Source organism: Akkermansia sp. NBRC 115031 (assembly GCF_030268505.1).
GTDB classification, from domain to species: domain Bacteria; phylum Verrucomicrobiota; class Verrucomicrobiia; order Verrucomicrobiales; family Akkermansiaceae; genus Akkermansia; species Akkermansia massiliensis.
This window is the reverse complement of sequence record NZ_BSQU01000001.1, coordinates 62,819-85,365: the sequence shown is the minus strand read 5'-3', so window position 1 is coordinate 85,365 and position 22,547 is coordinate 62,819. Positions and strand designations below refer to the sequence as shown.

Genomic DNA, 22,547 nt, shown 5'->3' with positions numbered 1-22,547 from the left:
AGTTCCGTATTATTGGAATTTCAACGTTAATCTATCTGCCACGATGACGGCGCCGCTGTGCCGTGCCCTCATGGCATACAACATTTACTAAATTAATGAGTAATAAAAACAAAACAATTCACGAATTCGATTTCAATTTCATCTGCGAATATTTCTCGCGCCTGGAACGGCAGGGCCCCGGCAGCCCGGAGGCTACCCTCAAGGCCCTCGGCTTCATTGACAATCTGACCGGACAATCCCGCATCGCCGACCTCGGCTGCGGCACGGGCGGACAGACCAGGACGCTTGCCGCACATGTTCAGGGAAGCGTTACGGGGCTTGACCTGTTCCCGGACTTCATCCGCATCTTCAACCGCCAGGCAACGCAGTCAGGCTTGCAGGACAGGGTAGAAGGCATCGTCGGTTCCATGGACAAACTCCCTTTTGCAGAAGAAGAACTGGACCTGATCTGGTCGGAAGGGGCCATTTACAACATCGGCTTTGAACGGGGGCTGAACGAATGGCGCAAGTTCCTGAAACCGGGAGGCTACCTGGCCGTTTCCGAAAGCTCGTGGTTTACCGCGGAACGTCCGGAAGAGATTCACCGCTTCTGGATGGACATGTATCCGGAGATAGACACCATACCCAATAAGATAGCCCAGATACAGAGGGCCGGGTACGTGCCTGTCGCTTCCTTCATTCTGCCGGAAAGCTGCTGGACGGAGCATTATTACGCCCCGCAGCTTCCCGTGCAGGAGGCCTTCCTCCATCAATATCCTGGAAATGAAGCCGCCGCGGAATTAGTCGCATCCCTGCGCCATGAAGAGGAATTATACCGCAGGTACAAGGAATTCTACGGCTACGTGTTTTACATCGCAAAAAAGACGGAACAATGATTCATTTAAATGCTTACGGCTGGAATGAGAAGTTAAGCCGGCTCAAACGGGAATCTACGTACAGCGCCCTGCCCCATGGCCGCATCGCCATCGTGCACAGGACGTGTTATGAGATCGTGGCGGAGAACGGAGTGTTCCAGTGCGAATTAAGGGGAAACATGATGTATGAAAAACCAGCTTTTGAACTGCCCTGCACGGGCGACTGGGTGATTTTCCAGCCTTTTGATGAAACGAAAGGGCTCATCGTGGATTTACTGCCCCATGAACGGACCCTGTACCGCAAGAAAAGCGGAACGGTTTCCGACAGGCAGGCCATCGCCTCTTACGTGGACAAGGCATTCATTGTCCAGAGCCTGGATGATAATTTCAATATCCGCAGGGCCGAGCGTTTCATGGTTCAGATATTGGAAGAGGGAATCAAACCCGTACTGGTGCTGAACAAGGCCGATCTAGGGTTTGACAGGCAGGGCATTGAAGAACGGATTGAACATCTGGGGCGCCGGATGCCTGTATTTTTTACAAGCATTCATGAACCCCAGTCGATTCTACGGCTGCGGGAGTCCATTCCGGAAGGGGAAACAGTGGTGTTTGTCGGTTCCTCAGGCGTCGGGAAAAGTTCCCTGGTGAATGCGCTGTGCGGAAAACCGGTCTTGTCCACTTCCCATATAAGCTCCTCCACGGGCAAAGGACGGCACACGTCCACCCGCCGGGAAATGGTATTGATGGACGGTTCGGGCGTTTTAATAGACACTCCGGGCGTCCGGGAATTCGGCCTGGCGATCGGCCAGCCCGGTTCCCTTGCAGAAGCGCTGGATATTTCCGACTTCGCGGCGGCATGCCATTTCAAGGATTGCGGGCATATCCATGAGCCCGGATGCGCCGTCCTGGAAGCAGTGAACACCGGCCTGCTGGACCGCGAGGTTTATGAAAGCTATCTGAAGCTCCGGCGGGAAGCGGAATACTTTTCCGCTTCGGAACATGATAAGCGCAAAAAGGGGAAATCCCTTTCCAAACTCGTAGAGGAAGTGAAGAAGCGGAATTCCAAATTCTAACCTGCGTTGAAACGGTGCGGGCATTCCTGAAACGGGAATGCCCGCATTCTTGTTTTACCCGCTATAACGGCCTATTCCGTATTCCAGTTAAACCGTGGCCGCGCTCCTATCCCCTGATGTCAATGTCCAGATGGGCGAGCAGCCCTTCCAGCCCGTGCCGGGAAAAGACCGCCTTTTTCAGCTTGCACATGGCGGGATTGATCGAAAAGTTGAAGGAGGTTGAAAAATCGGCTTTCTCCAAATTGGTTCCGACGAAAGAAACCCGTTCCAGGTCACAGCGGTCAAAAACGGATTCCGCCATGTCGGCGTCATTAAAGTACCCCTCATACATCTTGCAGCCGCGGAAAACAGTTTTCCGCAACCTGGCTTCTACAAAGCTGGCATAATCAAGATGCGAGTTTTCAAAGACCAGGCCGTCCGAAAACCTGTCGATGTCCGTAAAGTCTGCGCCAGTCATCTTGCAGTCGGCAAAGGCAACATCCCGGAGGGCTCCCTTGAAGCTGGCCAGCGTGAAATTGCACGCCCTGAACTCGCACTTCTCAAAATCGGTATTCCGGATGACCAGCTTTGAAAAATCACACGCGACGAATACGCAATCATAGTATTCATCATCCAGCTCCATTTCATGGAAATCCACTTTCTCAAAGGTCTCGTTTTCAGTCATATCATGTTGATGGGAGTTGCCGCTCCGTGTTTGCTTCAATGTTCCGGAATCACCGTTTTCCGGGAAGCAGAACGCAGGAGAAAACTTTCCTTCCATACCCGCCGAATTATTCTACTTTCCTTCCCTGCCTTTTAGCATGAAAGCTGGCTGTCTGCAAGCCGTCCCGCCTCCGCGCATGAATGCAGGTCCGGCTGACGCGCTGCGGAAAAAGGTAAAACCATTCCGGATGCTCCCTGCCGGCGCCAAAACACGCGTTGCCCCTCTCCATTTGCTATCTACCTGTTCCCATCCGTATAGTTCCAAACGAGCCAACGCTACGCCCCGAATCCTGAATACGGCGCCCTTTTTCAACATGGTTTAGGCGCCTTTTAAAAACCGGATGCCTCCTCCCGCCAAGCCAGCCTTTCCGGAATTTTCCTCCAGCCGTATATCTTCATTCACCGGCTCCATGAACCCCGGTAATCAAGATGACACGGAACCAAAATATACTCGCCTTCTCCTCAGCCCATTACGCAGGCTACGTCATGTGTACCGTTCCCAATACCTATCGGGAGGAGATGGACCGGCAGACGTCCCACCCCTCCTGCGGCTTTTACGCAGCCTCCTATGTCCTCAATTGCTTCAATCCTGATGCCGCATGGACGAATATGGAGCTTTTAAAATTGGCCGTTCAATATCCCCTCACCAATCGTGCAGAGGGCTGTTTAAGCGAGGTAGGGGAAGTTTTCCATCCCCACGATTTTGCCCGTTTCATCCATGCGAGAGCCAACGGAAGCTGCTCCGCCGCCTGCCAGTTATTTCATGAACAAACCATCCGGGACACCATTGATCAGGGAGGGTATGCCCTCGTTCCTTTTCAAGTTATCAATGATAAGCAAAACGAAAAACACGGTTTCCCCCGGACTGGCGTCCAGTGGACGGACCTTCCGCATGCACATTGGTGCGTTATTGCCGGATATGCAACAACGGATAACTCCAAACTGCTCGCCAAGCACTGGGGAGAAAACCGGTTATTTGATATAGATGAGCTCGGTAACAGCAATCAAGGGTGTTATCCCCTCCAGCAAACCAATAACATCACAGCACAGCGCGCCTCCAAAGTGCAGTTGCTGCAGAACCAAATCATCACCATCCTGCCCGCGCAAGCTTCGCCGGGCCGCCGGAGAGGCTGCGCCTGCTGACCTGCAAGGCATCTTCATCGGTCTCCCGCTCTAAAAAAGCCAGCCCATGGAAACGGATTTTCCGTCCAGTGAAGCAGGGAGGCACGCAGGCTCGGATAGAGGGACCGTTTCATGAGGAAGGAGCCCTGGGAAACGGTCCCGGTTTAAAAAAATGCCACGGAGCCTGCCTTCGTGAACAGCGTTCTGGATTCCAGACAAGTTGCCGAAGTCCATTTCCGGAAACCGTCCTCCCTTTTTTAAGGATGTGAATGAAGCTCAGGAGATACGGCAGTCGTTGAGCAGCTCGTCCATGTAGAAGGTCATTTCCGCCAGGGCCTCACGGTATTCCGTCTGGGGAAGGAGCCACAGGATTTCACGGGCAGCCTCGTTTTTCTCCAGAGCCACCTGGATCGACTTGTCCAGGGCCTCCGCAAAAACGGGGTTGTCCTGAAAGGCGGAGTAATCCACCACTTCACGGTTTTCAATGGCGTCCCTGAGCGTGGCTTCCACGTTCCTGTCCCCGCATTCCAGCAGGTTGAAGATGGGGAGGGTCAGCTTGCCCTTGGTGGCGTCCGTGTGGAGCGTTTTGCCGGCATCGTCTTCATCGCCCACCATGTCCAGGCAGTCGTCGTAAATCTGGTAGGCCACCCCCAGCAGGTCTCCCAGCTGGTAAAGGGATTCCTCCACTTCCGGGGCCACTCCGGAGATCCACGCCGCGCCGCCCGTAGCGGCGGAGAACAGGGAGGCGGTTTTTTTCCGAATGATTTCAAAGTATTCCTCGCGGGTCATGCTCAGGTCATACAGGCGGCTGGACTGGGCCACTTCCCCCTGGCATACGTCCCTGACGGTGTTCGCCAGCCTGCGGCAGAATTCCGTGCTGCCGAACTCGGTACCAAGCACCATGGCATGGGAAAAGAGAACATCCCCCAGCAGTACGGCCAGGCTGTTGCCCCACAGGGCGTTCGCGGTGGCCTCGTCACGGCGCTTGTCGGCCTCGTCAATCACGTCATCATGCACGAGGGAGGCCAGATGCACCATTTCCAGCAGGGCTCCCAGCCGGATGTGGGCTTCCTTGATGCCGCCCGTGGCGCCGGCTACCAGCAGAACCAGGGCCGGCCGGAGCATTTTCCCCTTGGACTGGCACACTGTTTCCATGTAGTCGGTGACTTCCGGGTCAAAACAGGATGCCTGGGCTTCCACAAACTCAGAAACTTGCTTCAATTCCGGCTTGACCAGTTGAAGATAGTGCTTCTGGGATCGTAATTTCGAAAAGAACGGGATGGACATGATATGGACGAGGGCCGGCGCTGGTCAGCGCCGCAGGAATTGTGGCATATTTGAAGTTCTCTAGCAATGTATTTCACAGGCCATCTTTGCATGGCCGGGCGGCAATGAGCCAAACCCGCGCTGCCGGACGCCGGGAACCCTGCGGAGATAAGGCTCACTTTGACCTTGAGCCGGGATGTTTTCCTTCTACACTGGCCTATCATGAGAGCCTTGGTCTATGATTGCAGCGCGGGCATCAGCGGAGACATGAATCTGGCCGCCCTGATTGATTTGGGCGTGGACAGGGAAAGCCTGGAACGGGAGCTGTCCAAACTGCACGTGCACGGGGAATGGAAGCTGGAATGCCGCCGTGCGCAGCAGTCCGGCATCCAGGGAACGCGGATTGACGTACTGACGGTGGAAGAAGGCCATTCCGGCCACGGCCATGCACACCATCACCGGACCATGGCGGATATCCGCAGGCTTATTGGGGCAAGCGGCCTTTCAGACGCCGTAAAGCGGACGGCCCTTTCCATTTTCTCCCTGCTGGCGGAGGCGGAGGCCCAGGTGCACGGCACCACGCCGGAGGAAGTCCATTTCCATGAAGTGGGAGCGGTGGACTCCATCATTGACATCACGGGGGCCGCCATCTGCCTGGAGCTGCTCCGGGCGGACGCCGTTTTCACTGGACCGGTGGAACTGGGCTCAGGCACCGTGACCTGCCAGCACGGAACGATGCCCGTTCCGGCCCCGGCCACGGCCCTGCTGGCGAGCCGCTTCCAGTCCACCCTGAACGGAACCACCCATGAGGCCACCACTCCCACCGGAGCAGCTTATATTGCCGCCCTGGCGCGGCCTGTCCCGGCCCCGCTGGCGGGCCGCATCACCGGAACCGGCTACGGCATCGGCCACCGCCAGGGGCTTCCCCTGCCTAATATCCTCCGGGTGATGCTGGTGGAAACGGAGGAACAGGAGAGTTCCCCGGAATTGCTGACGGAGCTGTGCGCCAATATAGACGACATGACGCCGGAACAGACCGCCTACCTGGCGGAAAAGCTGATGGAGGCCGGCGCGCTGGACGCCTGGCAGGAGTCCATCTGCATGAAGAAGGGGCGCCTGGCGGTCAAGGTCTGCGCCCTGTGCCTGCCGGAACAGGCGGACCGCGTGAGGGAAGCGTTTTTCCTGCACAGCAGCACGCCGGGGATACGCCAGCATGATACGTGCCGCCACATCCTGCGCCGGGAGAGCGCCTCCGTATGCACTCCCCACGGAACGGTGCATGTAAAAACCTCTTTCATGAACGGACGCCCCCATCACCGGAAGGCGGAATTTGAAGATTGCAGAACCCTGGCGGAAAACACCGGACTGCCGCTGGAACAGTGCCAGTTGATGGGGCTTTTCCCTACCCCCTCCCATGACGACGCCCCCACAGACTCCGTTTGAACGGCTGCGCGCCGTCCTGCTCCCCAGGGAGCGCATCGCCGTCGCCCTGTCCGGCGGGCTGGACAGCAGCGTGCTGCTGGCTGCCGCCGCCAAGGTTCTGGGGCCGGAACACTGCCTGGCCCTGACCGCGCAAACGCCCTATGTAATGGAGGAGGAAGTGCGGGACAGCGCGGAGCTGTGCCGCCGCCTGGGCATCCGCCAGGAGACACTGGCGTTCCCCATCCTGCCTTCCCTTGCGGATAATCCGCCACTGCGCTGCTACCTGTGCAAGCATGCCCTGTTTTCCGCCCTGGCTGCCAGAGCCGCGGAAGCGGGCTTTCCCCTGCTGGCGGACGGCTCCAACACGGATGACCTGGGCGACTACCGCCCCGGGCGCAAAGCCTTGCAGGAACTCGGCATTCTGAGTCCTTTTCTGGAAGCCGCCATGGACAAGGCGGACATCCGCAGCGTGGCCCGCGGACTTGGCCTGCCGGAGTCCGTCAGCGGCAAGCCGGCCTATGCCTGCCTGCTGACCCGGCTGGAGCACAACCGCCCCGTGACGGAATCCCTGCTGCGGCGCGTGGATGCGGCGGAGGCCTTCCTGCGCTCCCTGGGGCTGAAAGGCTGCCGCGTCCGGGTTCACGGGGACGACCTGGCCCGCATTGAACTGCCGGAGGAGGAACGCGGACTGTTGCGGAGCGGGGAGCTTGCCGCTCCCGTAGCGCACCGCCTGCGGGAGCTGGGCTTCCGCTACATCACCCTGGACCTGGAAGGATATTCCAGAGGCAGCATGAACGAACCATCATGAATGACATTACCGCCATCCTGCATCAGCTTGAGGAAGGCCGCCTTTCCACGGAGGAAGCGGCGGAAAAAATCCGGGCCGCCACTGCGCCCGCATCTTCCCATACGGATATTGATTACGGCCGCCTGGAGCGCACCGGATGCCCGGAAGTGATTTACGGCGCAGGAAAAACCCCGGACCAGATTGAAGAGATAGCCCGCGGCCTGCTTGCCGCCGGACAGAATGTGCTGGCCACGCGCCTGAACGTGGAGGCGCTGGACCACCTGAACCGCGCCTTTCCGGAGGCGGACATGCACCCGGAAGCGCGCCTCATGCGCATCATGGCGAACCCCGTTCCGCAGACGGAGGGCTTCGTCGGCATCGTCAGCGCGGGCACCTCGGACCAGTCCGTAGCGGAGGAAGCCGCCCTGACGGCGGAATTCCTGGGCAGCCGGGTGCTCCGGTACCGGGATTGCGGCGTGGCGGGCCTGCACCGCCTGGTTTCCCATCTGGATTCCATCCGCCGGGCCACCGTGCTGGTGGCTGTGGCAGGCATGGAAGGAGCGCTTCCCAGCGTGCTGGCCGGGCTGGTAAAAGCCCCCGTGATCGCCGTACCCACCAGCGTGGGCTACGGAGCCAATTTCCGCGGAGTAACCACGCTGCTCGCCATGATGAACTCCTGCGCCAACGGCGTCTCCGTCGTCAATATAGACAACGGCTTCGGGGCCGGATTCAACGCTCATCTGGTCAACAGCCTGGCGTCCCGGCCCCGCTGAATGCCGCGGCCGCCGCCCTTCCATGACGGAACCGCCGGCATCCGCCATGGACAGATTCACCGAATGGGCGTTAAATGTCCCGGAAGCATTCCTCACCATCCCATCATGACCAGATTTCCCTTTTTCCATGCCCTTTCCTGCTCCCTGCTGGCCCTGGCCTCCCAGGCGCTGGGGTGGCAGCCCTCCGGAGAATCCGTCCCCGCCGCCCCGCAGGAATTCCGCGCGGCGTGGATTTCCACCGTCCATAACATTGACTGGCCCTCCCGTTCCGGCCTTTCCGGCGCTGCCCAGCGTGCGGAGCTGCTGACGATCCTGAATACCTGCGCTCAGTTGAAGCTGAATGCCGTCTTTCTCCAGGTGCGCCCGAACGCGGACGCCCTGTACCAGTCCTCCCTGGAGCCGTGGAGCCAGTGGCTCTCCGGGCCCGGCGTCAATCCGGGGTATGACCCCCTGGCCTTCGCCATTCAGGAGGCCCACCGCCGCGGCATTGAACTGCACGCCTGGTTCAACCCCTTCCGGGCAAAGGCGAACGTAAAGCACGCCGTGGGCCGCAACCATATTTCCCTCACCCGTCCGGACCTGATGAAGCGCAACGGCTCCGTTCTGCTGATGAATCCCAGCGCCTCCGCCTCCCGTGACCACGCGATGAGGGTTATCCTGGACGTCGTGCGCCGCTACGATATTGACGGCGTGCACCTGGACGACTATTTCTACCCCTACCCCACGCCCGGCCGCACCTGGTCCCCCGCCAGCTTCAGCGACGGAAAGTCGCCCTCCCAGCGCCGGGCCTGCATTGACGACTTCGTGCATGACATGTACAAGTCCGTCAAATCCTCCAAACCCTGGGTGCGCGTGGGCATCAGCCCGTTCGGCATCTGGCGTCCGGGCGTTCCCGGCGGCATTGAAGCGGGAGTGGACGCTTACGAGCACCTGGCCTGCGACGCCCGCAAGTGGCTTTCCCGCGGATGGGTGGATTACCTGGCCCCGCAGCTTTACTGGCGCTGCAGCCCGGCCAAGCAGAGCTTTCCGGTCCTGATGCAGTGGTGGGCCGCCCAGAACACCAGCCGCCCGGTGTGGCCGGGCATCGCCACGGCGCGCATCATGAGCAGCGAGGATCCGGGGCGCCCCGCCTCTGAAATAGCCGCGCAGGTCAATTATTCCCGTTCCCTGGCCAGAACCGCCCCCGGGCAGTGTTTCTGGAGCGTCAAATCCATCATGAGGAATGCCGGAGGCATCCAGAAATACCTGAACAGGCTGTATCCCTCCATGGCCGTCCCTCCCGCCATGCCCTGGTGCGGAACCGGAACGCCGGGCCTGCCGCAGAATTTTTACGTGGCGGACAACGGTTCCACCGTAACCCTTTCCTGGCAGCCGTCCGGCAATCCCTCCCGGAAATGGGCCGTCCAGGCGCGCTACGGCAGCCAGTGGGCCACGCGCATCCTTCTGCCGGGCAGCCAGACCCGCGTGACGCTGCCCAAATCCTTCCTGGGGGATGCCGGGTCTGTCGCCGTCAGGGGCGTCAGCGCCTACGGAGCCCAGGGCCCCGCCGCGGCGGCCAGAAGGTAGGAAGCTTTTTCCAGCAGCCTCCGGCGGGAAAGGAAAAAAATGCCCGATGTTCTAAGTTTTTTGAACAACTCCAAATCCATCCATGTCCAAACTTCCATGAATTCCCGTGGCGCGGACATGAACAGAAGGCGTTTCATCGCCCTTTCCTCATTGGCGGCGCTGGGAACAATCAGCCAGGCCCGGGCAACAGGGCCGTCTATACAACCACAGCACAAGATGACTAAAAAGCAAGATCCCTCCACGGTCGGCTATGCCGACGGCAAGTACGTGTTACCGCCCCTTCCGTACGCCTACGACGCGCTTGAACCCATGCTGGATGAAAAAACCGTGCGCATCCACCACGACAAGCACCATGCGGCCTATGTCGCCGGCGCCAACGCCGCGGCTGAAAAGCTCCGTGAAATCGCGGACGGCAAGCTGGACGCCTCCGCCACCACCAACTGGGTGCGCAACCTGTCCTTCAATGTTTCCGGCCACGTCCTCCACACCATTTACTGGACCAACATGACGCCCGATCCCAAGAAGGAACCGCAGGGCCCCCTGGTGGACGCCATCAAGGAAAAATTCGGTTCCCTGGAAGCCATGATGAAGGAATTCAAGGCCGCCTCCCAGGGCGTGGAAGGTTCCGGCTGGGGCATTCTGGGAGTGGACCCCATGAGCAAGACGCTGGTGATCTGCGGCGCGGAAAAGCACCAGAACCTGGAAATTCCCGGTCTCGTCCCCATCCTCGTCTGCGACGTCTGGGAACACGCCTATTACCTGAAGCACCAGAACCTCCGGGCGGATTATATTGAAGATTTCTGCCGCCTCATCAACTGGGACGACGTGGAACGCCGCTACCAGGAAGCCATGGCGTCCTGACCGGTTCCGGGAGACATTGATTTTTCTTTTTCTTCAACGGCACGGGCCTTCTGCGGTCCGTGCCGTTTTTTGGCGTACTTCCACCCGGCTCTTGCATCCGGCGGAGCAATAGGGCATACTGCCGTGGACTAATTATCTATCACCACGCGCATGAAAAAAGTTTTCGTTTCAGGCTGCTATGACATCGTCCACGCCGGTCACATCCAGTTTTTTGAAGAAGCCCGGGCCCTGGGCGACTATCTGATCGTCTCCTTTGCCTCGGAACCCGTGCTGTGGCACCACAAGCAGCGCAAACCGTCCATCCCGGACGAACACAAGAAAGTGCTGCTGGAAAGCCTGCGCATGGTGGACAAGGTCATTCTGGGCACCGGCATGAAGAAGGGCCTGGACTTTGAAGAGGAATTTCTTCAGGAAAGGCCCGATGTCCTGGCCGTGACGGAGGACGACCTTTACAGCGGCATCAAGAAGGAGCTGTGCTCCCGTGTGGGCGCGAGTTATGTGGTGCTTCCCAAGACGCCTCCCAAATTCGCCCCCGTTTCCACCACCATGCTGGTGAACCGGATCAAGGCCCCGTCCACCGTGCCGCTCCGCGTGGACTTTGCCGGAGGATGGCTGGACGTTCCCCGCTACGCCAGAAAAGGCTCCTATGTGGTCAACTGCGCCATCACCCCCATGGTGTCCCTCTGCGAATGGCCGTATGAAAAGCGGTCCGGACTGGGCGGCAGCGGCGCGTGGGCCATGCTGGAAGGACGCGACCCGGTCGCTTCCGAACTCGCCCTGGGCGTCGGCTGGCAGGACCCCGCCGTCATTGCGGAAACGGGGCTGTGCGTCTGGCGTTCCGGCAGTTCCCCCGTGCTGGACGTCAAGGGCACGGGCGACTTCCTGGAAGGAAGAATGGCCATTCTGTACACGGGGGAGGAACACGACACTCCCAGAATGGCGGACGAACAGCGCGATTACGTGCGCATCTCCCAATCCTCCCTCATTGCCCGCACCGGCGTGCTGGAACGCAACATCAATACCCTGGCCGCTGGCGTGGCCCTGTATTACAGCGTTCAGCTTGACGAAGGAATGCAGCCCCTGCCGGACATCCCGAACGCCCTTGCCAAAAAATACCTGGGCGGCGGCTACGGAGGGTACGCCCTGTATCTCTTCCCCTGCCGGGACGACCGCGACCAGGCCGTCAAGGACAATCCGGCCATGAAGCGCGTGGAACCGTACTGCCGCCAACTGTTCAAGTAAGCCCTTCTCTTTCATGTCCCTGATGCGGAACAGCCTGGTAGCCTCCGGCGCCATTTTCGCCTGCCGCCTGACAGGCATGGCCAGGGAAATCGTGTACACTTCCCTGTTCGGCGCTACGGGAGTGCTGGACGCCTTTTATACGGCCTTCCGAATCCCCAACCTGTTGAGGGACCTGTTTGCGGAAGGGGCTCTCTCCCAGTCCTACACCAGCGTAGCCTCCAAAACACGGGAGGCGGAAGGCGACGCGGCCGCCTGGGAGCTGACCAACAAGGTAGCCACCCAGCTTTCCACGCTGATGGTCGCCATCGTGACGCTGGGAATTCTTTTTGCCGGCCCCGTCATGGAGGCCCTGTACAGCGGGGACCATTCCCTGACGGACCAGTTGTTCGCCACGGACCTGAGCCGCATCATGTGGCCTTTCATCGGCTTCGCCTCCCTGTCCGCCCTCGTCATGGGGGCCCTGAACATGGTGGGGATCTTCGGGCTGCCCATGCTGGCCTCCGCCGCCTTTAACGTCACCTCCATCCTGTTCGGCCTGCTGATCGGATACTTCATTGACCCCACTTTCGGCCCCAGGGCTTTGTACGGCTTTGCCTGCGGCGTCACGATCGGAGGGGCGGCCCAGATTGCCGTGCAGCTCCCCAAGCTGCGCAAAACCGGCTTCCGGTGGAAGCCCAACTTCCATTGGGACGATCCCCGCGTGCGCAAAATCTGGGGGCTGATGCTTCCCTCCGTGCTGGCTTCCGGCGTCACGCAGTTCACCATCTTCATCAATACGGGTTTCGCCCTGGACCTCCAGAAAGGCTCCGTCACCGCCCTGACCACGGCGTTCCGCCTCTGGCAGCTTCCCGTGGGTCTCTTCGGCGTGGCGACGGGCATGGTGGTCCTCCCCGCGGTTTCCCGCATGATGGTGGGAGACGGCAGGAAGGAAGTGGCTGCCCACATCGCCAAAGGGCTGCGGCTGGTGGCGTTTTTTGCGGTGCCCGCGTTCCTGATCCTTTTCATCCTGGGAACGGAATTCGTCTCCTCCGTGTACCAGTGGGGCCGCTTCAACCAGGAGGCGGTGCGCTATACCGGGGAGGTGCTGGGCGCCTACTCCCTGGGCCTGCTGGGCTACGCCGGGACCAAGGTGGTGCAGCCCGTCTTCCTGGCCCTGGAAAAACGCTGGGTTCCCCTGATCGCCGCCGCCGTGGCGCTGGCCATCAGCATCGGCCTCAACTACTACTTTGTCTACGGGCTGCATAAAAATGCGGCGTGGCTGGCGCTGACCACCTCCGTGGTCACCACCTTCAACTTCCTCTTCTACTTCCTTTACCTGCGCCGCCAGCTGGGCGGCGTGGACGGACGGACGCTGTTCTCTGGCCTGGGCCGCATTCTGGCGGCGGGAGTCCTGCTGGGAGCCGTGTGCTGGGCGGGTAAAACGTGGTTCCTCCAGGACTTCCTGAACTGGTCCTTCCCGGCCAGGCTCCTGGGCATCTCCCTGGTCTGCGGCTGCGCCGGGATCGTTTACCTGGCGGCGGCCTTCCTGTTCAAGACGCCGGAACTGGACGCGGTACGGGCCAAATTCATGAAACGCTGACATTGAAACTTCCCTTCCGCGAGGGGAGGCGCGCTCTCCGCAAGAAAAAGAATGGCCTTCACAAGCATTCTCCTTGCCAGGGGTGCGCTCAGTGAGTAAAGTTTTTCCGCCTGTGCGGGGAATAGCCTGTTTTCCGCCAGGGCATCAAAATTCTACGATCGCACCACAACAATGGACATGATTTCCCCCAGCATTGCTGCATTGACCCCTTCCCTGACCCTCAAGGTGACCAACCGGGCCAAGGCTATGAAGGCCGCCGGTGAAGAAGTTTACGGTTTGGCAGGCGGTGAGCCGGAAATGGACACTCCTGACAACATCAAGCAGGCAGCCATCACGGCCCTGAATAACGGAGCTACCAAGTACACCCCTTCCGCCGGTCTGCCCGCACTCCGCCAGGCCATTGCCGACAAGCTCAAGAGGGAAAACAATCTGGAATATGATCCCAGCCAGATCACCGTGGGCGCCGGCGCCAAGCACGCCTGCTTCAACGCCATCATGGCGACCGTCTCCGAGGGGGACGAAGTCATCATCCCCTCCCCGTACTGGGTCAGCTATCCGGAAATGGTCCGCATGTGCGGCGGCATTCCCGTCATTGTGGAAACCACGCCGGAAAACGGCTGGAAGCTCACTGCGGAACAGTTTGAGGAAGCCATGACCCCCCGCACCAAGATGGTGATCCTCACCACGCCGAACAACCCGACCGGAGCCGTTTATTCAGAAGAAGAACTGCGCGCCCTGGGAGAAGTGGCCCTGAGCGAAGACATCCTCATCCTGGCTGACGAAATCTACGAACACCTCGTGTACGGAGACACCAGGCACGTCAGCATCGCCTCCCTGAGCCCGGAACTGTACGACCTGACCATCACCATCAACGGCTTCTCCAAGGGCTACGCCATGACCGGCTGGCGCATGGGCTACTCCGCCGCTCCGGCCCCCATTGCCAAGGCCATCCAGATGATTCAGGACCACACCACCTCCAACGTCTGCACCTTCGCGCAGTACGGCGGCATTGAGGCCCTCACGGGGGACCAGAGCTTCATCAGCGACATGCGTGACGAATACGACATGCGCCGCCAGTATGTCCTGTCCCGCCTCAACGCCATCCCGAACGTCAGCGTCGTGGAACCGCAGGGAGCCTTCTACTTCTTCGTAGACACCAGCAAGCTGGGCCTCACCTCCCTGAACCTGTGCGACAAGCTTCTGGAACGCTACAAGGTGGCGGCCGTTCCCGGCATCGCCTTCGGCAATGACAAGGCCATCCGCATCAGCTACTGCACCACGCTGGACATTCTGAAGGAAGCGCTGGACCGCTTTGAAGAATTCTGCAAGGCGCACTAAGCGTCGAATACTGATTTTTCCAATCTCAGGGCCGCTTCATTCATGAAGCGGTCTTTTTTATTCCTCATGAGAAGACTTTCCGGCAGGACCGCCAGAAACAAAACACCCGGCAAGAGTGAACTTGCCGGGTGGAGGAAGAGACATGATTTCCTTCGTGCCTAAAAGCTCCGCGTATACCCCAAATTGATCGTCCAGGGACGATCGTATTTGTCTCCGTAGACATATTCGTAGTCCAGGTGCACCTGATCGCGGGCGCTGAGCTGCCATGCCACCCCGCAGCCAACCATGCCGCGGGTTCCATCCGTATTCGGACGCCACTGGTTGCCGGCGGCCTTTACTTCACCGCCATTGCTTGCCTGCTGCGTAACACCGATTTTCACGTAGCCCTGCACCAGCTGCCTGCCTCCGTTGACGCTCCATGTGCGTCCGGCTCGCAGGCGTCCGGCAAATTGCCAGATGTCGGCTGCGCTTCCCGCCACTTCCAGGCCCTGGTTCGTGACGATATGCGTGGAACCGGAATGAAGCCATGCGATTTGCACGGAGGGTTCCAGGAACCATCCTCCGGCGCTACTCCACTGCCGCCCGGCTTCCATGCTCATTCCCAATCCCCAGTTGTCATAGCTGCCCCGTTCCGTGCCCCCGGGCTGGACCGCGGTCCATGCGGCATTGTAGCTCATTCCCTTGAGAACCGCGTCCGCAAACCACCCCCTGCTGTGCAGCCATGAGGCGTAAAGGCCTCCGTAACCGCTGTCCGTGCTGCCCTTGCTTCCCCAGCCGTCATGGAAGCGCCGGTCACTCCGGCGGTATCCTCCGAAGAGGCCGGCAGCCAGCATGCTGTTTCTCCCGGATGCAACAATCCAGTCCGCGCCGCTGTCCGCCCCATACTGGTATTCCGTAAAGCCGCATACTCCGGCGATGCCCAGGTCCGTGTCCGTGCGTCCGGAAGCCGTGCGCGCCCAGTAGTGCCCCCTGGGCGCCTCTCCGGCGTTCCTGGCCTGTTGGTCCTGCTGCCTGTAAAAGTCCGCTCCCATGCGCAGCTCTCCCATGCGTTTGGAGAGAGTGTCAAGCTGTTCAAACCATCCCGTACTCATGCAGCCAAGCACATTGAGCAGTACGCCGCCCAGGTTGTTGTAGCCCTCCGGCGACAGGTCGTATCCATTGCCTGCGGCGTTGAGTTTAAGGCCGTAGGAGTAAAAACCCGCATCAAGCGTTCCGGTAAAGAGCGTTGCCGCATTACTGTCTTCCGCCAGACTGTCCCATGTGATCATGTCGTGTATGAAGGACGGGGAGGAGGGAATGCCGCCTTGCAGGATGAAATGAACCGTGTGCGTGCCGGAAGCCTCCCCGGCGATGGCGATGCGGTCGCTTGTTCCGGCGGCCAGGTTGATGTTCATTGTAAAGGCCTGCGATCCGGAGAGGGAGCCGAGCTTCAATGTGTCACGGCCGCTTCCTTCAAAGGCTACATGCCCTCCGTCGCCCTTCAGGCCTCCTGAAAACTGGAAGTCCTGCCCTGTGCCCGTTGTATTGGCCAATAGGAGCGTTCCGGTGTTGGCAAGGGCCGATTCCACCTGTGCGCTGGTGAAGACATACATGGCGCCCGTGTTGGAGAATGCCTGGCCGCCCTTGAGCAAGCCTTGCAGAATAAACCCTTTGCTGTTGGTTTGCGTAGTGGCGGCCGTGTCAAATGTTGCACCTTCCTTGACCTCCAGGATTCCGGCGCTGAAGAGGTTGTCCGCTCCGGCAGTGACCAGGCCGGAGTTGATGAGGGTTCCCCCCGTGTGGTTCGCAGCGGAGGTGATGGTGATGCCGGCCGCATCGCTGTTCAGCTGCAGCGCGCCGCCGCCTGTAATCCGGGCAACGAGCGTCCGGTCGCTGTCCGGATCGGCCGGAGCGTCCAGAACCCAGGTTTTCCCATCATGGATGTTCAATTCCTTGAGTCCGTAGGTGAGGTGGATCCCCGTCTGGCCGCTGTGCTCATTGGTGCCGGCTACGGCAATATAGCTGTAGGTCGCGGTAACGGTATCCTGGTAGGTAACTTCGCGTTCCTCGCCGCCGGTGATGGCCTCGCCCGTATCGGCGTCCACCAAGTCCAGAAGAGTTGTATTCGCGACGTTTCCGGCTTGTACCACCAGCAGGGCGTCCGCATTGATGGTGCCGTCCAGAGCCAGTTCCTGAAGATCGCGGTCCAGGAAGCCCGGCTGGGGAGCTATGTGGTCCAGACTGTCTTTCAGACCGGAGACGGCCAGCGTGGATGCCGACGTGATGTCAAGACTGCCGGAGACGGAGAGCTGGTGTTCCAGCCGGGAGGCGTCACCGTCCACCTGGACGGTAAGCGTTCCTCCGGCCAGATGCAGCTTGCTGATGGAAAAATTTTCCGTGACGGAGAGTTCGGAGCCGTTTCCGAGCCGCAGGGTTGCGGTGCCGAGCACGGTTTGTCCTGTGGCGTCCGGACGGAGCCGGGTATCGGTCAGGGCAATGGTTCCGCCAAATCCGGCCAGCGAATCCGGGAGGGTTACGGTGCCTGCGGACCGGATGTCCAGTGTGCCGGAACCTGTGATGTACGCGCCTGAGCCGGTCCGAATCTGTTCCATGTCGTTAATCAGGATGCTGCCTTCGTTGAGCGCAACTCCGTTCGTGAACAGATTGGTTCCGGTATTCCTCAGGTCAAGGGCTCCCTGTCCGGTTTTGAGCATTGCGTCGGAGGCTGTGACGTTTCCGTTCAGCAGGAGCGTGCCTTCGGTGTCTACCGTGCCGTTGAGGACGATCGAGGCGGCATTGATCTCGCTGACGGCGCCTTTGCTTCGAAGAGTGGCTCCGGCATTAAGCGTAAAGGAGGTTCCCGTGTCCGTCATGCTCCCCGTGCGGCCGAAAACGACCCCGTCCCTGAGTTCCAGCGTACCTCCGTATACAGTGGTTTTTCCCCGGAAGTTGTTGTAACGGCTGGCAACCAGATGGGCGTCCGTACCCTGATAGCGTGTTCCGCTGAAGACGACCGTGCCGGAGGTGTCGTGATCAGTCCCATTGTCATCCATATACCGGTTGATCGCGAGCGTTATTGCGTAGTCCGTTCCTGAGGTGATCGGGTCGTCAAACTGGATGTTCCGTCCTTCTCCGGCCGCCAACTGCAAAGAGCCTAACCTTTCAACATGGATGGCGTTGGCTGTTCCCCCGTCTACGGTAAACGTTCCGTTATCGTTGCGCGTGAAGGTTCCCCCTGTCATATTGCCGCTGAAAAGAACGTCGTGGGTCTGCGCCAGGAATTGCTGGGCGGCGTTGGTGCCGAAATTGTTGATCAGGATGGCTCCCCCTGCCGTGGGCGCGTAATTGTTCGTGAAATTCGCCCCGTCCTGAATGGTCAGCTGCTGATTCTTCAGGTAAATCGCCCCGCCGCTGCCGGAAGACGCCTGAATGTAATTTCCGGTGAAGGAAACGTTGGCTCCCAGAGTGCAGGCCCCCCCTGAAGACATCCAGATGGCACCTCCGTCACCGGATGACGCGGAGATATAGTTGCCCGTGAAGCTTGCACCCGCCCCAACGGTGAGGGATGCAGGGCCTCCATTTGCCCGCACCGCAACCGCCCCGCCGGCCCCTTTTCCCGTTCCGGCGGCCAGGATGTAATTCCCGGTGAAGACGGCTCTGTCTCCCAGTGTGACGGAGGCGTCTCCAATCGTGATGTAGGTGCTGATCGCCCCCCCTTCACTGGCTGCTCCGTCTGCCGAGGTTGAAATATGGTTGCCGCTGAAAGTCGCGCGGTCTCCCAGGGTAATGGAGGTGGCGTTTCTATCGGCGCCTATCGCTCCTCCGTAGCTGGACTTGCCAGCCTGGACATAGTTGTCCGTGAACGTGGCGTCATCGCCTATTTCAATGGAGGAGGAACCGCCCTTGGTAAACATTGCGCCACCCCCGCCGCCTGCTTTGTCTGACGCCAAAACATAGTTGGCATGGAAAACGGCGCCGTTGCCCAGAGTGATCCGGGCATCGTTGGAGAACGCCAGAACTGCGCCTCCTCTAACCTCTCCGCTTGCGGAAGACGCGTAATTTCCGATGAAAACGGCATTGTCATCCAGCGAGACTGAAGCGAGACCTTGACCCTGAATGGCAATCGCGCCGCCGCCCGGAGCGGTGGAATCATCATAGATTCCCGTATTGTTGCGGAACGTGACCGCTCCGGTAAGATTCAGAGTGGCATTGCTGCCGAATCCCTCCACACGCAGGACCCGGTTGCCCGCATTCTCCCAGATGATGGAATTCATGTCAGCGCCATGGTCTCCTTTCTTCAGGAAAAACATGGGAGTTGTCCCCAGCCCAGCCAGATCCAGCGTGCGCGCTGCCGCCGTGTTGTCAGACTGAACGTTAATGAGAAGATTCAGGCCTCCGGTCAGCGTGGAGTCGTCGTTATGCAGGACTACCGTGTCGTTGGCACGCAGCAAACCGGACGCCCTCAATTCTTCCAATGTGCCGTACAGGTTGCTGCCCGGCATGGTGGACTGGGTGTTGTTCACAGTGTAGTCCGCACCGGATGCGGCCGGAAAGGTGCCGATGAACAGGCCGGCAAGCACGTAGCGGAGCAAAGGAGAAGGAAGATGTAGTCTCATGGTATTGAATGGATTTGGAAGCGAATTAATCTATTTGGAGCAATTTTCAGAAGTTATACGCCTGAAAGGCTATATTAGGCTATGACTGGGGAATCGGCAGCTGCACGCGGCGAGGAAGTAGTCATGGAGGATGAATATTCTTCAGGAAGGGGAACTGCATGCGCAGCAAAACAGGATAAGTTTAGCAGGAGATAAAATCTTGACGCTGAATGGTTCATGGATATAAATGTCATGTTTTCCAGTAGGGAATGAATGCAAATTAGCGGATTTCCAATCCGGAGACAGGGCCCATGCGCCAACAGCCTGAAAGGAGGCTCCATCCCTGGAACGGGAAATAATATCAGTGCAACTAACCTATAACATTTTGACGACAAGCTTTTTGGTTCCTTGAAAAATCCTGATGGCAACAGGAAGAATAGAAAAATTCCCATCTGTTTCTTTCCCGGATGCACGTCTTCCGTCCATTCAAATTTTCTGTCTATGGTCCAAATAATTTTGTATTAAATGCTTTTTTTCAAATTTATAGCTTGTCTCCGGATTGGAAATCCGATTTTGATACAAATAATTGATTGTGAGATTCATAGAAATCGCTTTAACACTGAGGCAGAAAGAAACAATGAAAATGAAAGCAAAAGGGAAAAAAGGACTTACAGCGCAAACCCGGCGGCCGCGCCATAGCCCCAAGCGTAAAATCAACGAAGAACTCATCAAACTGGTTATGGAGCTCCGAAAGGTTCGCAACATTGGAATCCGGCGGCTCACTGTGAACTTCTTTTGAAGCAGGGGAAGAAAAGTCATTCCCCATTCAGCCTATTCAGACAGACCGTTCTTTGCAGAACCGGAGCTTCCCCGGCTCAAAAAACTGATGGATTGAAGGACAAATTATCCCGTTCTACCAGAATGCAGACAAGATACGGAAAGAAGCCGGACGTGCTGAAGGAAGCGCTGGACCGCTTCGAATAATTCTGCAAGGCGCACTAATCGCCGACTCAGCTACTTCTCACTTTCCAGGGACCGCCTCATTCATGGAGCGGTCCTTTTATTCTTCGGGGGAAGGCTCGCCGTCCCCCTGTGACACCCGGCACCAGAATCCCCCGTCCAGCTCCGGCATCAAAGGCTTATAGCCGTGCTGCCGCAGAAAAGAATCATCATCCCGTGAACTGGTGTGGATGATGTCCGGTATGCCCTGCTCAATGTAATCATACTGCTCCCTGACCATTTCCTCCGACGGGAAGTTTTGAAGGAACCAGTATCTTCCGCACGGCTTCCAGTCCCAGGTAATGCCGAAGCCCCTGTCCAGCCAGCCCAGATACAGGACGGAGGCTTCGGAAAAAGAGGCCAGCCGTTCCCGGACGGCGGGGGAATAAAACTCCCTGCCATTCCAGACAAAGTCTCCTTTCCGGACGGCGCCCGTCAACCCGGCAGCCACTCCGGCCCCGGTGAGGCAGGCGATTGCCAGCGTTGCGGCCGCCATCCGCGGCATGCACAGGGAAAAGCGCCGTTCCGCCCGGGCCACAAAGAAGATAGTCACCCAGATCATCATGGGTGAAAGGATGGAATTGTAATAGTAGTTGTACACGCTGAACATCTCCACCTTGAAGAAGATATACAGCAGGGCCGTAAAGAGGAGCGCCTTTTGCGTTTTTAATTGACGCCAGCCCGCTATCGCCAGAGCCCAGATGACGGCCACCCACATCAGTACGTCGGACAGGCAGCGGACCGGAGCCGGCCTGAGCAGCCTGGCCCACCATGTGGTATCCTGGGACACCGTTCCATAACGCACGGAGCACAACAGGTACTCATTCATCGCTTCTTTCCAAACACCGTTGGATACCAGCCAGGCCGAACAGGGGACAACCACGGCCAGGAAGCCGGCTAGCGCCACCCCTAAAGCCACCGCCGCTTCTTTTCTCCGCCCGTTCCACCACAGCCACAGGCACAGAACCCCGCCTAAAGCGCACACGGGAAAGGCTATGGAGAACTTCATCATGGAGGCTGCCCCGGCAAATACCCCGGCCGTGCCGAACAGAAACAGCAGGCTGCGCCTGTCCCGCATCCGGAAATACCGGACCAGCCCGTAAACCACGGCCGCCATCCCCGGCCAGCACAATTCCTCCACCCCTCCCCCGCGCTGGAAGGGAAACGAATCAAACAGAAACAGGCACAACAGCATGGAAGCCAGCAGGCTGCCGCGTTGTGACAGATAAAAACGCGCCGTCCCGCAAGCCAGCAGAAGCGTCGTAAAAAGGGTTACGCACTGAATGAGGAATATTCCGGCAAATGAATGCCCGTCAATCCACGCGGCGGCATAATAAATCCAAACCAGCAGGGGCCCCTTGCTGTCCGCCATTTCCACATAGGGGAGAAGCCCGTGAAGCAGCCCCCGCCCGAACATGAAAAAAATGGAAGGGTCCGGAGATGGATAAAAGGAGTACAAGGGAGAGGTATCCGAACACGCTCCAATCACGATAACGGACCAGATAAGAAGCGTCAGCGGGATTTTCCACCCCAGCATAGCCATGGAATCATTTTTCCCTGTCATAGGTTGGGTAGCAACAAGTGGGATTGTGCGGATTACAAATCCGAACTAGATAGGCAACAATGCGAATGTAAGAAGAATATTCATCATATTCAAGCATATATGACAATTTCTAACAAATATTCTTCTTGTTAAGAATATCCGGGGAAATAATGGGTAGAGTTGGAGAAATGCATTTGATATGAAAAAGTAGTATTGACTTCGGATTTGTAATCCGCAACAGGCCGTGACACGGAAATGTACGCCATGCCTCGCAACCGGGTTGCCCTGTCCGGAAAGGCATGATTAAATGAACCTTATATGAATACCCCCGTTCTCAATGACAACCTGCGCGCCGCCACGGAAGCCCTTTGCAACCTGCTTGCCAAGGAAGACCAGGTTGTGGCCTCCAAGGCAAAAATCGGCCTCTTTTTCCAGAATCCGGAGGCAACCAAGCTTTTTGAAGAAGTAAACGCCTACGGAGAAGAACTGCGCAACAAGCACCTGGCCGGCATGCCCCCCACGGAAGAGGAAATCTCCAAGTTCGATACCCTGCGTGAAAACGTGGTCAAGAACGATGCCGCCCGCGGCTTCCTGGAAGCCCGCCAGACCATCGATGAACTCCTGAACACCATCAATCATTATCTGGGCATGTCCATCGACCTTGGCCGTGCGCCCACTCCGGAAGAAATCGAGGAAGCCCGGCAGCGCGCCATGAGCGCCCAGACTTCCTGCTCCTGTGGCGGCAGCTGCGACAAGGAAAGCTGCGATTGCGACGGCAATTGCGACCACGACCACGATCACAAGGACGGGGGCTGCGGCTGCGGCAACCACTAAAAAAGCGATCTT

General features: G+C 58.6%; 16 protein-coding genes. 12 read left to right on the top strand and 4 right to left on the bottom strand.

Annotation, left to right across the window (positions count from 1 at the left end; translation table 11 throughout):
- The first annotated feature begins 95 nt into the window (after positions 1-95).
- Both QSJ36_RS00345 and rsgA read left to right on the top strand, forming a co-directional pair.
- Positions 96-875 (top strand): class I SAM-dependent methyltransferase, encoded by a 780-nt coding sequence (locus QSJ36_RS00345; protein WP_102729436.1) that lies wholly within the window; start codon positions 96-98, stop codon positions 873-875.
- Positions 872-1,927, top strand: a complete 1,056-nt coding sequence (gene rsgA, locus QSJ36_RS00340; protein ID WP_285466004.1) for a ribosome small subunit-dependent GTPase A — start codon at positions 872-874, stop codon at positions 1,925-1,927. Before QSJ36_RS00345 ends, rsgA begins: the two co-directional genes overlap by 4 nt.
- Positions 1,928-2,033: 106 nt before the next feature.
- On the opposite strand, the gene QSJ36_RS00335 is transcribed toward rsgA, so the two are convergent.
- Positions 2,034-2,591 carry a pentapeptide repeat-containing protein gene (locus QSJ36_RS00335; RefSeq protein ID WP_022396653.1) on the bottom strand — a complete coding sequence of 186 codons (558 nt, stop codon included), beginning with the start codon at positions 2,589-2,591 and terminating at the stop codon, positions 2,034-2,036.
- A gap of 524 nt (positions 2,592-3,115) precedes the next feature.
- Between QSJ36_RS00335 and QSJ36_RS00330 the strand changes: the two genes are divergently transcribed.
- The gene (locus QSJ36_RS00330; protein ID WP_022396652.1) at positions 3,116-3,772 is read left to right on the top strand and encodes a hypothetical protein; all 657 of its coding nucleotides are present in this window, start codon (positions 3,116-3,118) and stop codon (positions 3,770-3,772) included.
- 255 nt (positions 3,773-4,027) lie between these two features.
- Here the strand turns inward: QSJ36_RS00330 and QSJ36_RS00325 are convergent, their stop codons facing one another.
- A complete protein-coding gene (locus tag QSJ36_RS00325; RefSeq protein WP_102722541.1) occupies positions 4,028-5,038 on the bottom strand; it encodes a polyprenyl synthetase family protein in 1,011 nt (336 codons plus the stop codon).
- A 201-nt stretch (positions 5,039-5,239) separates the two neighbouring features.
- Here QSJ36_RS00325 and larC point away from each other — a divergent pair, with 201 nt between their 5' ends.
- The 8 genes from larC (at position 5,240) to QSJ36_RS00285 (ending at position 14,585) form a co-directional block, all read left to right on the top strand.
- The gene (gene larC / locus QSJ36_RS00320; RefSeq protein ID WP_285465999.1) at positions 5,240-6,460 is read left to right on the top strand and encodes a nickel pincer cofactor biosynthesis protein LarC; all 1,221 of its coding nucleotides are present in this window, start codon (positions 5,240-5,242) and stop codon (positions 6,458-6,460) included.
- A complete protein-coding gene (larE, locus tag QSJ36_RS00315; RefSeq protein ID WP_285465997.1) occupies positions 6,432-7,247 on the top strand; it encodes an ATP-dependent sacrificial sulfur transferase LarE in 816 nt (271 codons plus the stop codon). The genes larC and larE overlap by 29 nt, the downstream gene beginning before the upstream one ends.
- Entirely contained in the window at positions 7,244-7,999 is a 756-nt protein-coding gene (gene larB / locus QSJ36_RS00310) for a nickel pincer cofactor biosynthesis protein LarB (protein ID WP_102726981.1), read from the top strand. The genes larE and larB overlap by 4 nt, the downstream gene beginning before the upstream one ends.
- Positions 8,000-8,104: 105 nt before the next feature.
- The gene (locus tag QSJ36_RS00305) at positions 8,105-9,565 is read left to right on the top strand and encodes a family 10 glycosylhydrolase (RefSeq protein ID WP_285465993.1); all 1,461 of its coding nucleotides are present in this window, start codon (positions 8,105-8,107) and stop codon (positions 9,563-9,565) included.
- 216 nt (positions 9,566-9,781) lie between these two features.
- Positions 9,782-10,426, top strand: a complete 645-nt coding sequence (locus QSJ36_RS00300; RefSeq protein WP_102728264.1) for a superoxide dismutase — start codon at positions 9,782-9,784, stop codon at positions 10,424-10,426.
- Between the two features lie 150 nt (positions 10,427-10,576).
- A complete protein-coding gene (locus tag QSJ36_RS00295) occupies positions 10,577-11,668 on the top strand; it encodes an adenylyltransferase/cytidyltransferase family protein (RefSeq protein ID WP_022396645.1) in 1,092 nt (363 codons plus the stop codon).
- A gap of 13 nt (positions 11,669-11,681) precedes the next feature.
- A complete protein-coding gene (murJ, locus tag QSJ36_RS00290) occupies positions 11,682-13,247 on the top strand; it encodes a murein biosynthesis integral membrane protein MurJ (RefSeq protein WP_102726979.1) in 1,566 nt (521 codons plus the stop codon).
- A gap of 171 nt (positions 13,248-13,418) precedes the next feature.
- Entirely contained in the window at positions 13,419-14,585 is a 1,167-nt protein-coding gene (locus tag QSJ36_RS00285) for a pyridoxal phosphate-dependent aminotransferase (protein WP_102722538.1), read from the top strand.
- Positions 14,586-14,743: 158 nt separating this feature from the next.
- Here the strand turns inward: QSJ36_RS00285 and QSJ36_RS00280 are convergent, their stop codons facing one another.
- Positions 14,744-19,180, bottom strand: a complete 4,437-nt coding sequence (locus QSJ36_RS00280) for an autotransporter outer membrane beta-barrel domain-containing protein (RefSeq protein ID WP_285465978.1) — start codon at positions 19,178-19,180, stop codon at positions 14,744-14,746.
- A gap of 1,039 nt (positions 19,181-20,219) precedes the next feature.
- Positions 20,220-21,722, bottom strand: coding sequence for a glycosyltransferase family 39 protein (locus QSJ36_RS00275; RefSeq protein WP_102726975.1), 1,503 nt, complete (start codon positions 21,720-21,722; stop codon positions 20,220-20,222).
- A gap of 297 nt (positions 21,723-22,019) precedes the next feature.
- Between QSJ36_RS00275 and QSJ36_RS00270 the strand changes: the two genes are divergently transcribed.
- Entirely contained in the window at positions 22,020-22,535 is a 516-nt protein-coding gene (locus QSJ36_RS00270) for a YlbF family regulator (protein WP_022396637.1), read from the top strand.
- The last annotated feature ends 12 nt before the right edge of the window (positions 22,536-22,547 follow it).

Bases quoted from the DNA above. Each gene is read 5' to 3' on its own strand.
- QSJ36_RS00345 (WP_102729436.1), top strand. From the start codon at position 96: ATGAGTAATAAAAACAAAACAATTCACGAATTCGATTTCAATTTCATC.
- rsgA (WP_285466004.1), top strand. From the start codon at position 872: ATGATTCATTTAAATGCTTACGGCTGGAATGAGAAGTTAAGCCGGCTC.
- QSJ36_RS00335 (WP_022396653.1), bottom strand. From the start codon at position 2,591: ATGACTGAAAACGAGACCTTTGAGAAAGTGGATTTCCATGAAATGGAG.
- QSJ36_RS00330 (WP_022396652.1), top strand. From the start codon at position 3,116: ATGTGTACCGTTCCCAATACCTATCGGGAGGAGATGGACCGGCAGACG.
- QSJ36_RS00325 (WP_102722541.1), bottom strand. From the start codon at position 5,038: ATGTCCATCCCGTTCTTTTCGAAATTACGATCCCAGAAGCACTATCTT.
- larC (WP_285465999.1), top strand. From the start codon at position 5,240: ATGAGAGCCTTGGTCTATGATTGCAGCGCGGGCATCAGCGGAGACATG.
- larE (WP_285465997.1), top strand. From the start codon at position 6,432: ATGACGACGCCCCCACAGACTCCGTTTGAACGGCTGCGCGCCGTCCTG.
- larB (WP_102726981.1), top strand. From the start codon at position 7,244: ATGAATGACATTACCGCCATCCTGCATCAGCTTGAGGAAGGCCGCCTT.
- QSJ36_RS00305 (WP_285465993.1), top strand. From the start codon at position 8,105: ATGACCAGATTTCCCTTTTTCCATGCCCTTTCCTGCTCCCTGCTGGCC.
- QSJ36_RS00300 (WP_102728264.1), top strand. From the start codon at position 9,782: ATGACTAAAAAGCAAGATCCCTCCACGGTCGGCTATGCCGACGGCAAG.
- QSJ36_RS00295 (WP_022396645.1), top strand. From the start codon at position 10,577: ATGAAAAAAGTTTTCGTTTCAGGCTGCTATGACATCGTCCACGCCGGT.
- murJ (WP_102726979.1), top strand. From the start codon at position 11,682: ATGTCCCTGATGCGGAACAGCCTGGTAGCCTCCGGCGCCATTTTCGCC.
- QSJ36_RS00285 (WP_102722538.1), top strand. From the start codon at position 13,419: ATGGACATGATTTCCCCCAGCATTGCTGCATTGACCCCTTCCCTGACC.
- QSJ36_RS00280 (WP_285465978.1), bottom strand. From the start codon at position 19,180: ATGAGACTACATCTTCCTTCTCCTTTGCTCCGCTACGTGCTTGCCGGC.
- QSJ36_RS00275 (WP_102726975.1), bottom strand. From the start codon at position 21,722: ATGACAGGGAAAAATGATTCCATGGCTATGCTGGGGTGGAAAATCCCG.
- QSJ36_RS00270 (WP_022396637.1), top strand. From the start codon at position 22,020: ATGAATACCCCCGTTCTCAATGACAACCTGCGCGCCGCCACGGAAGCC.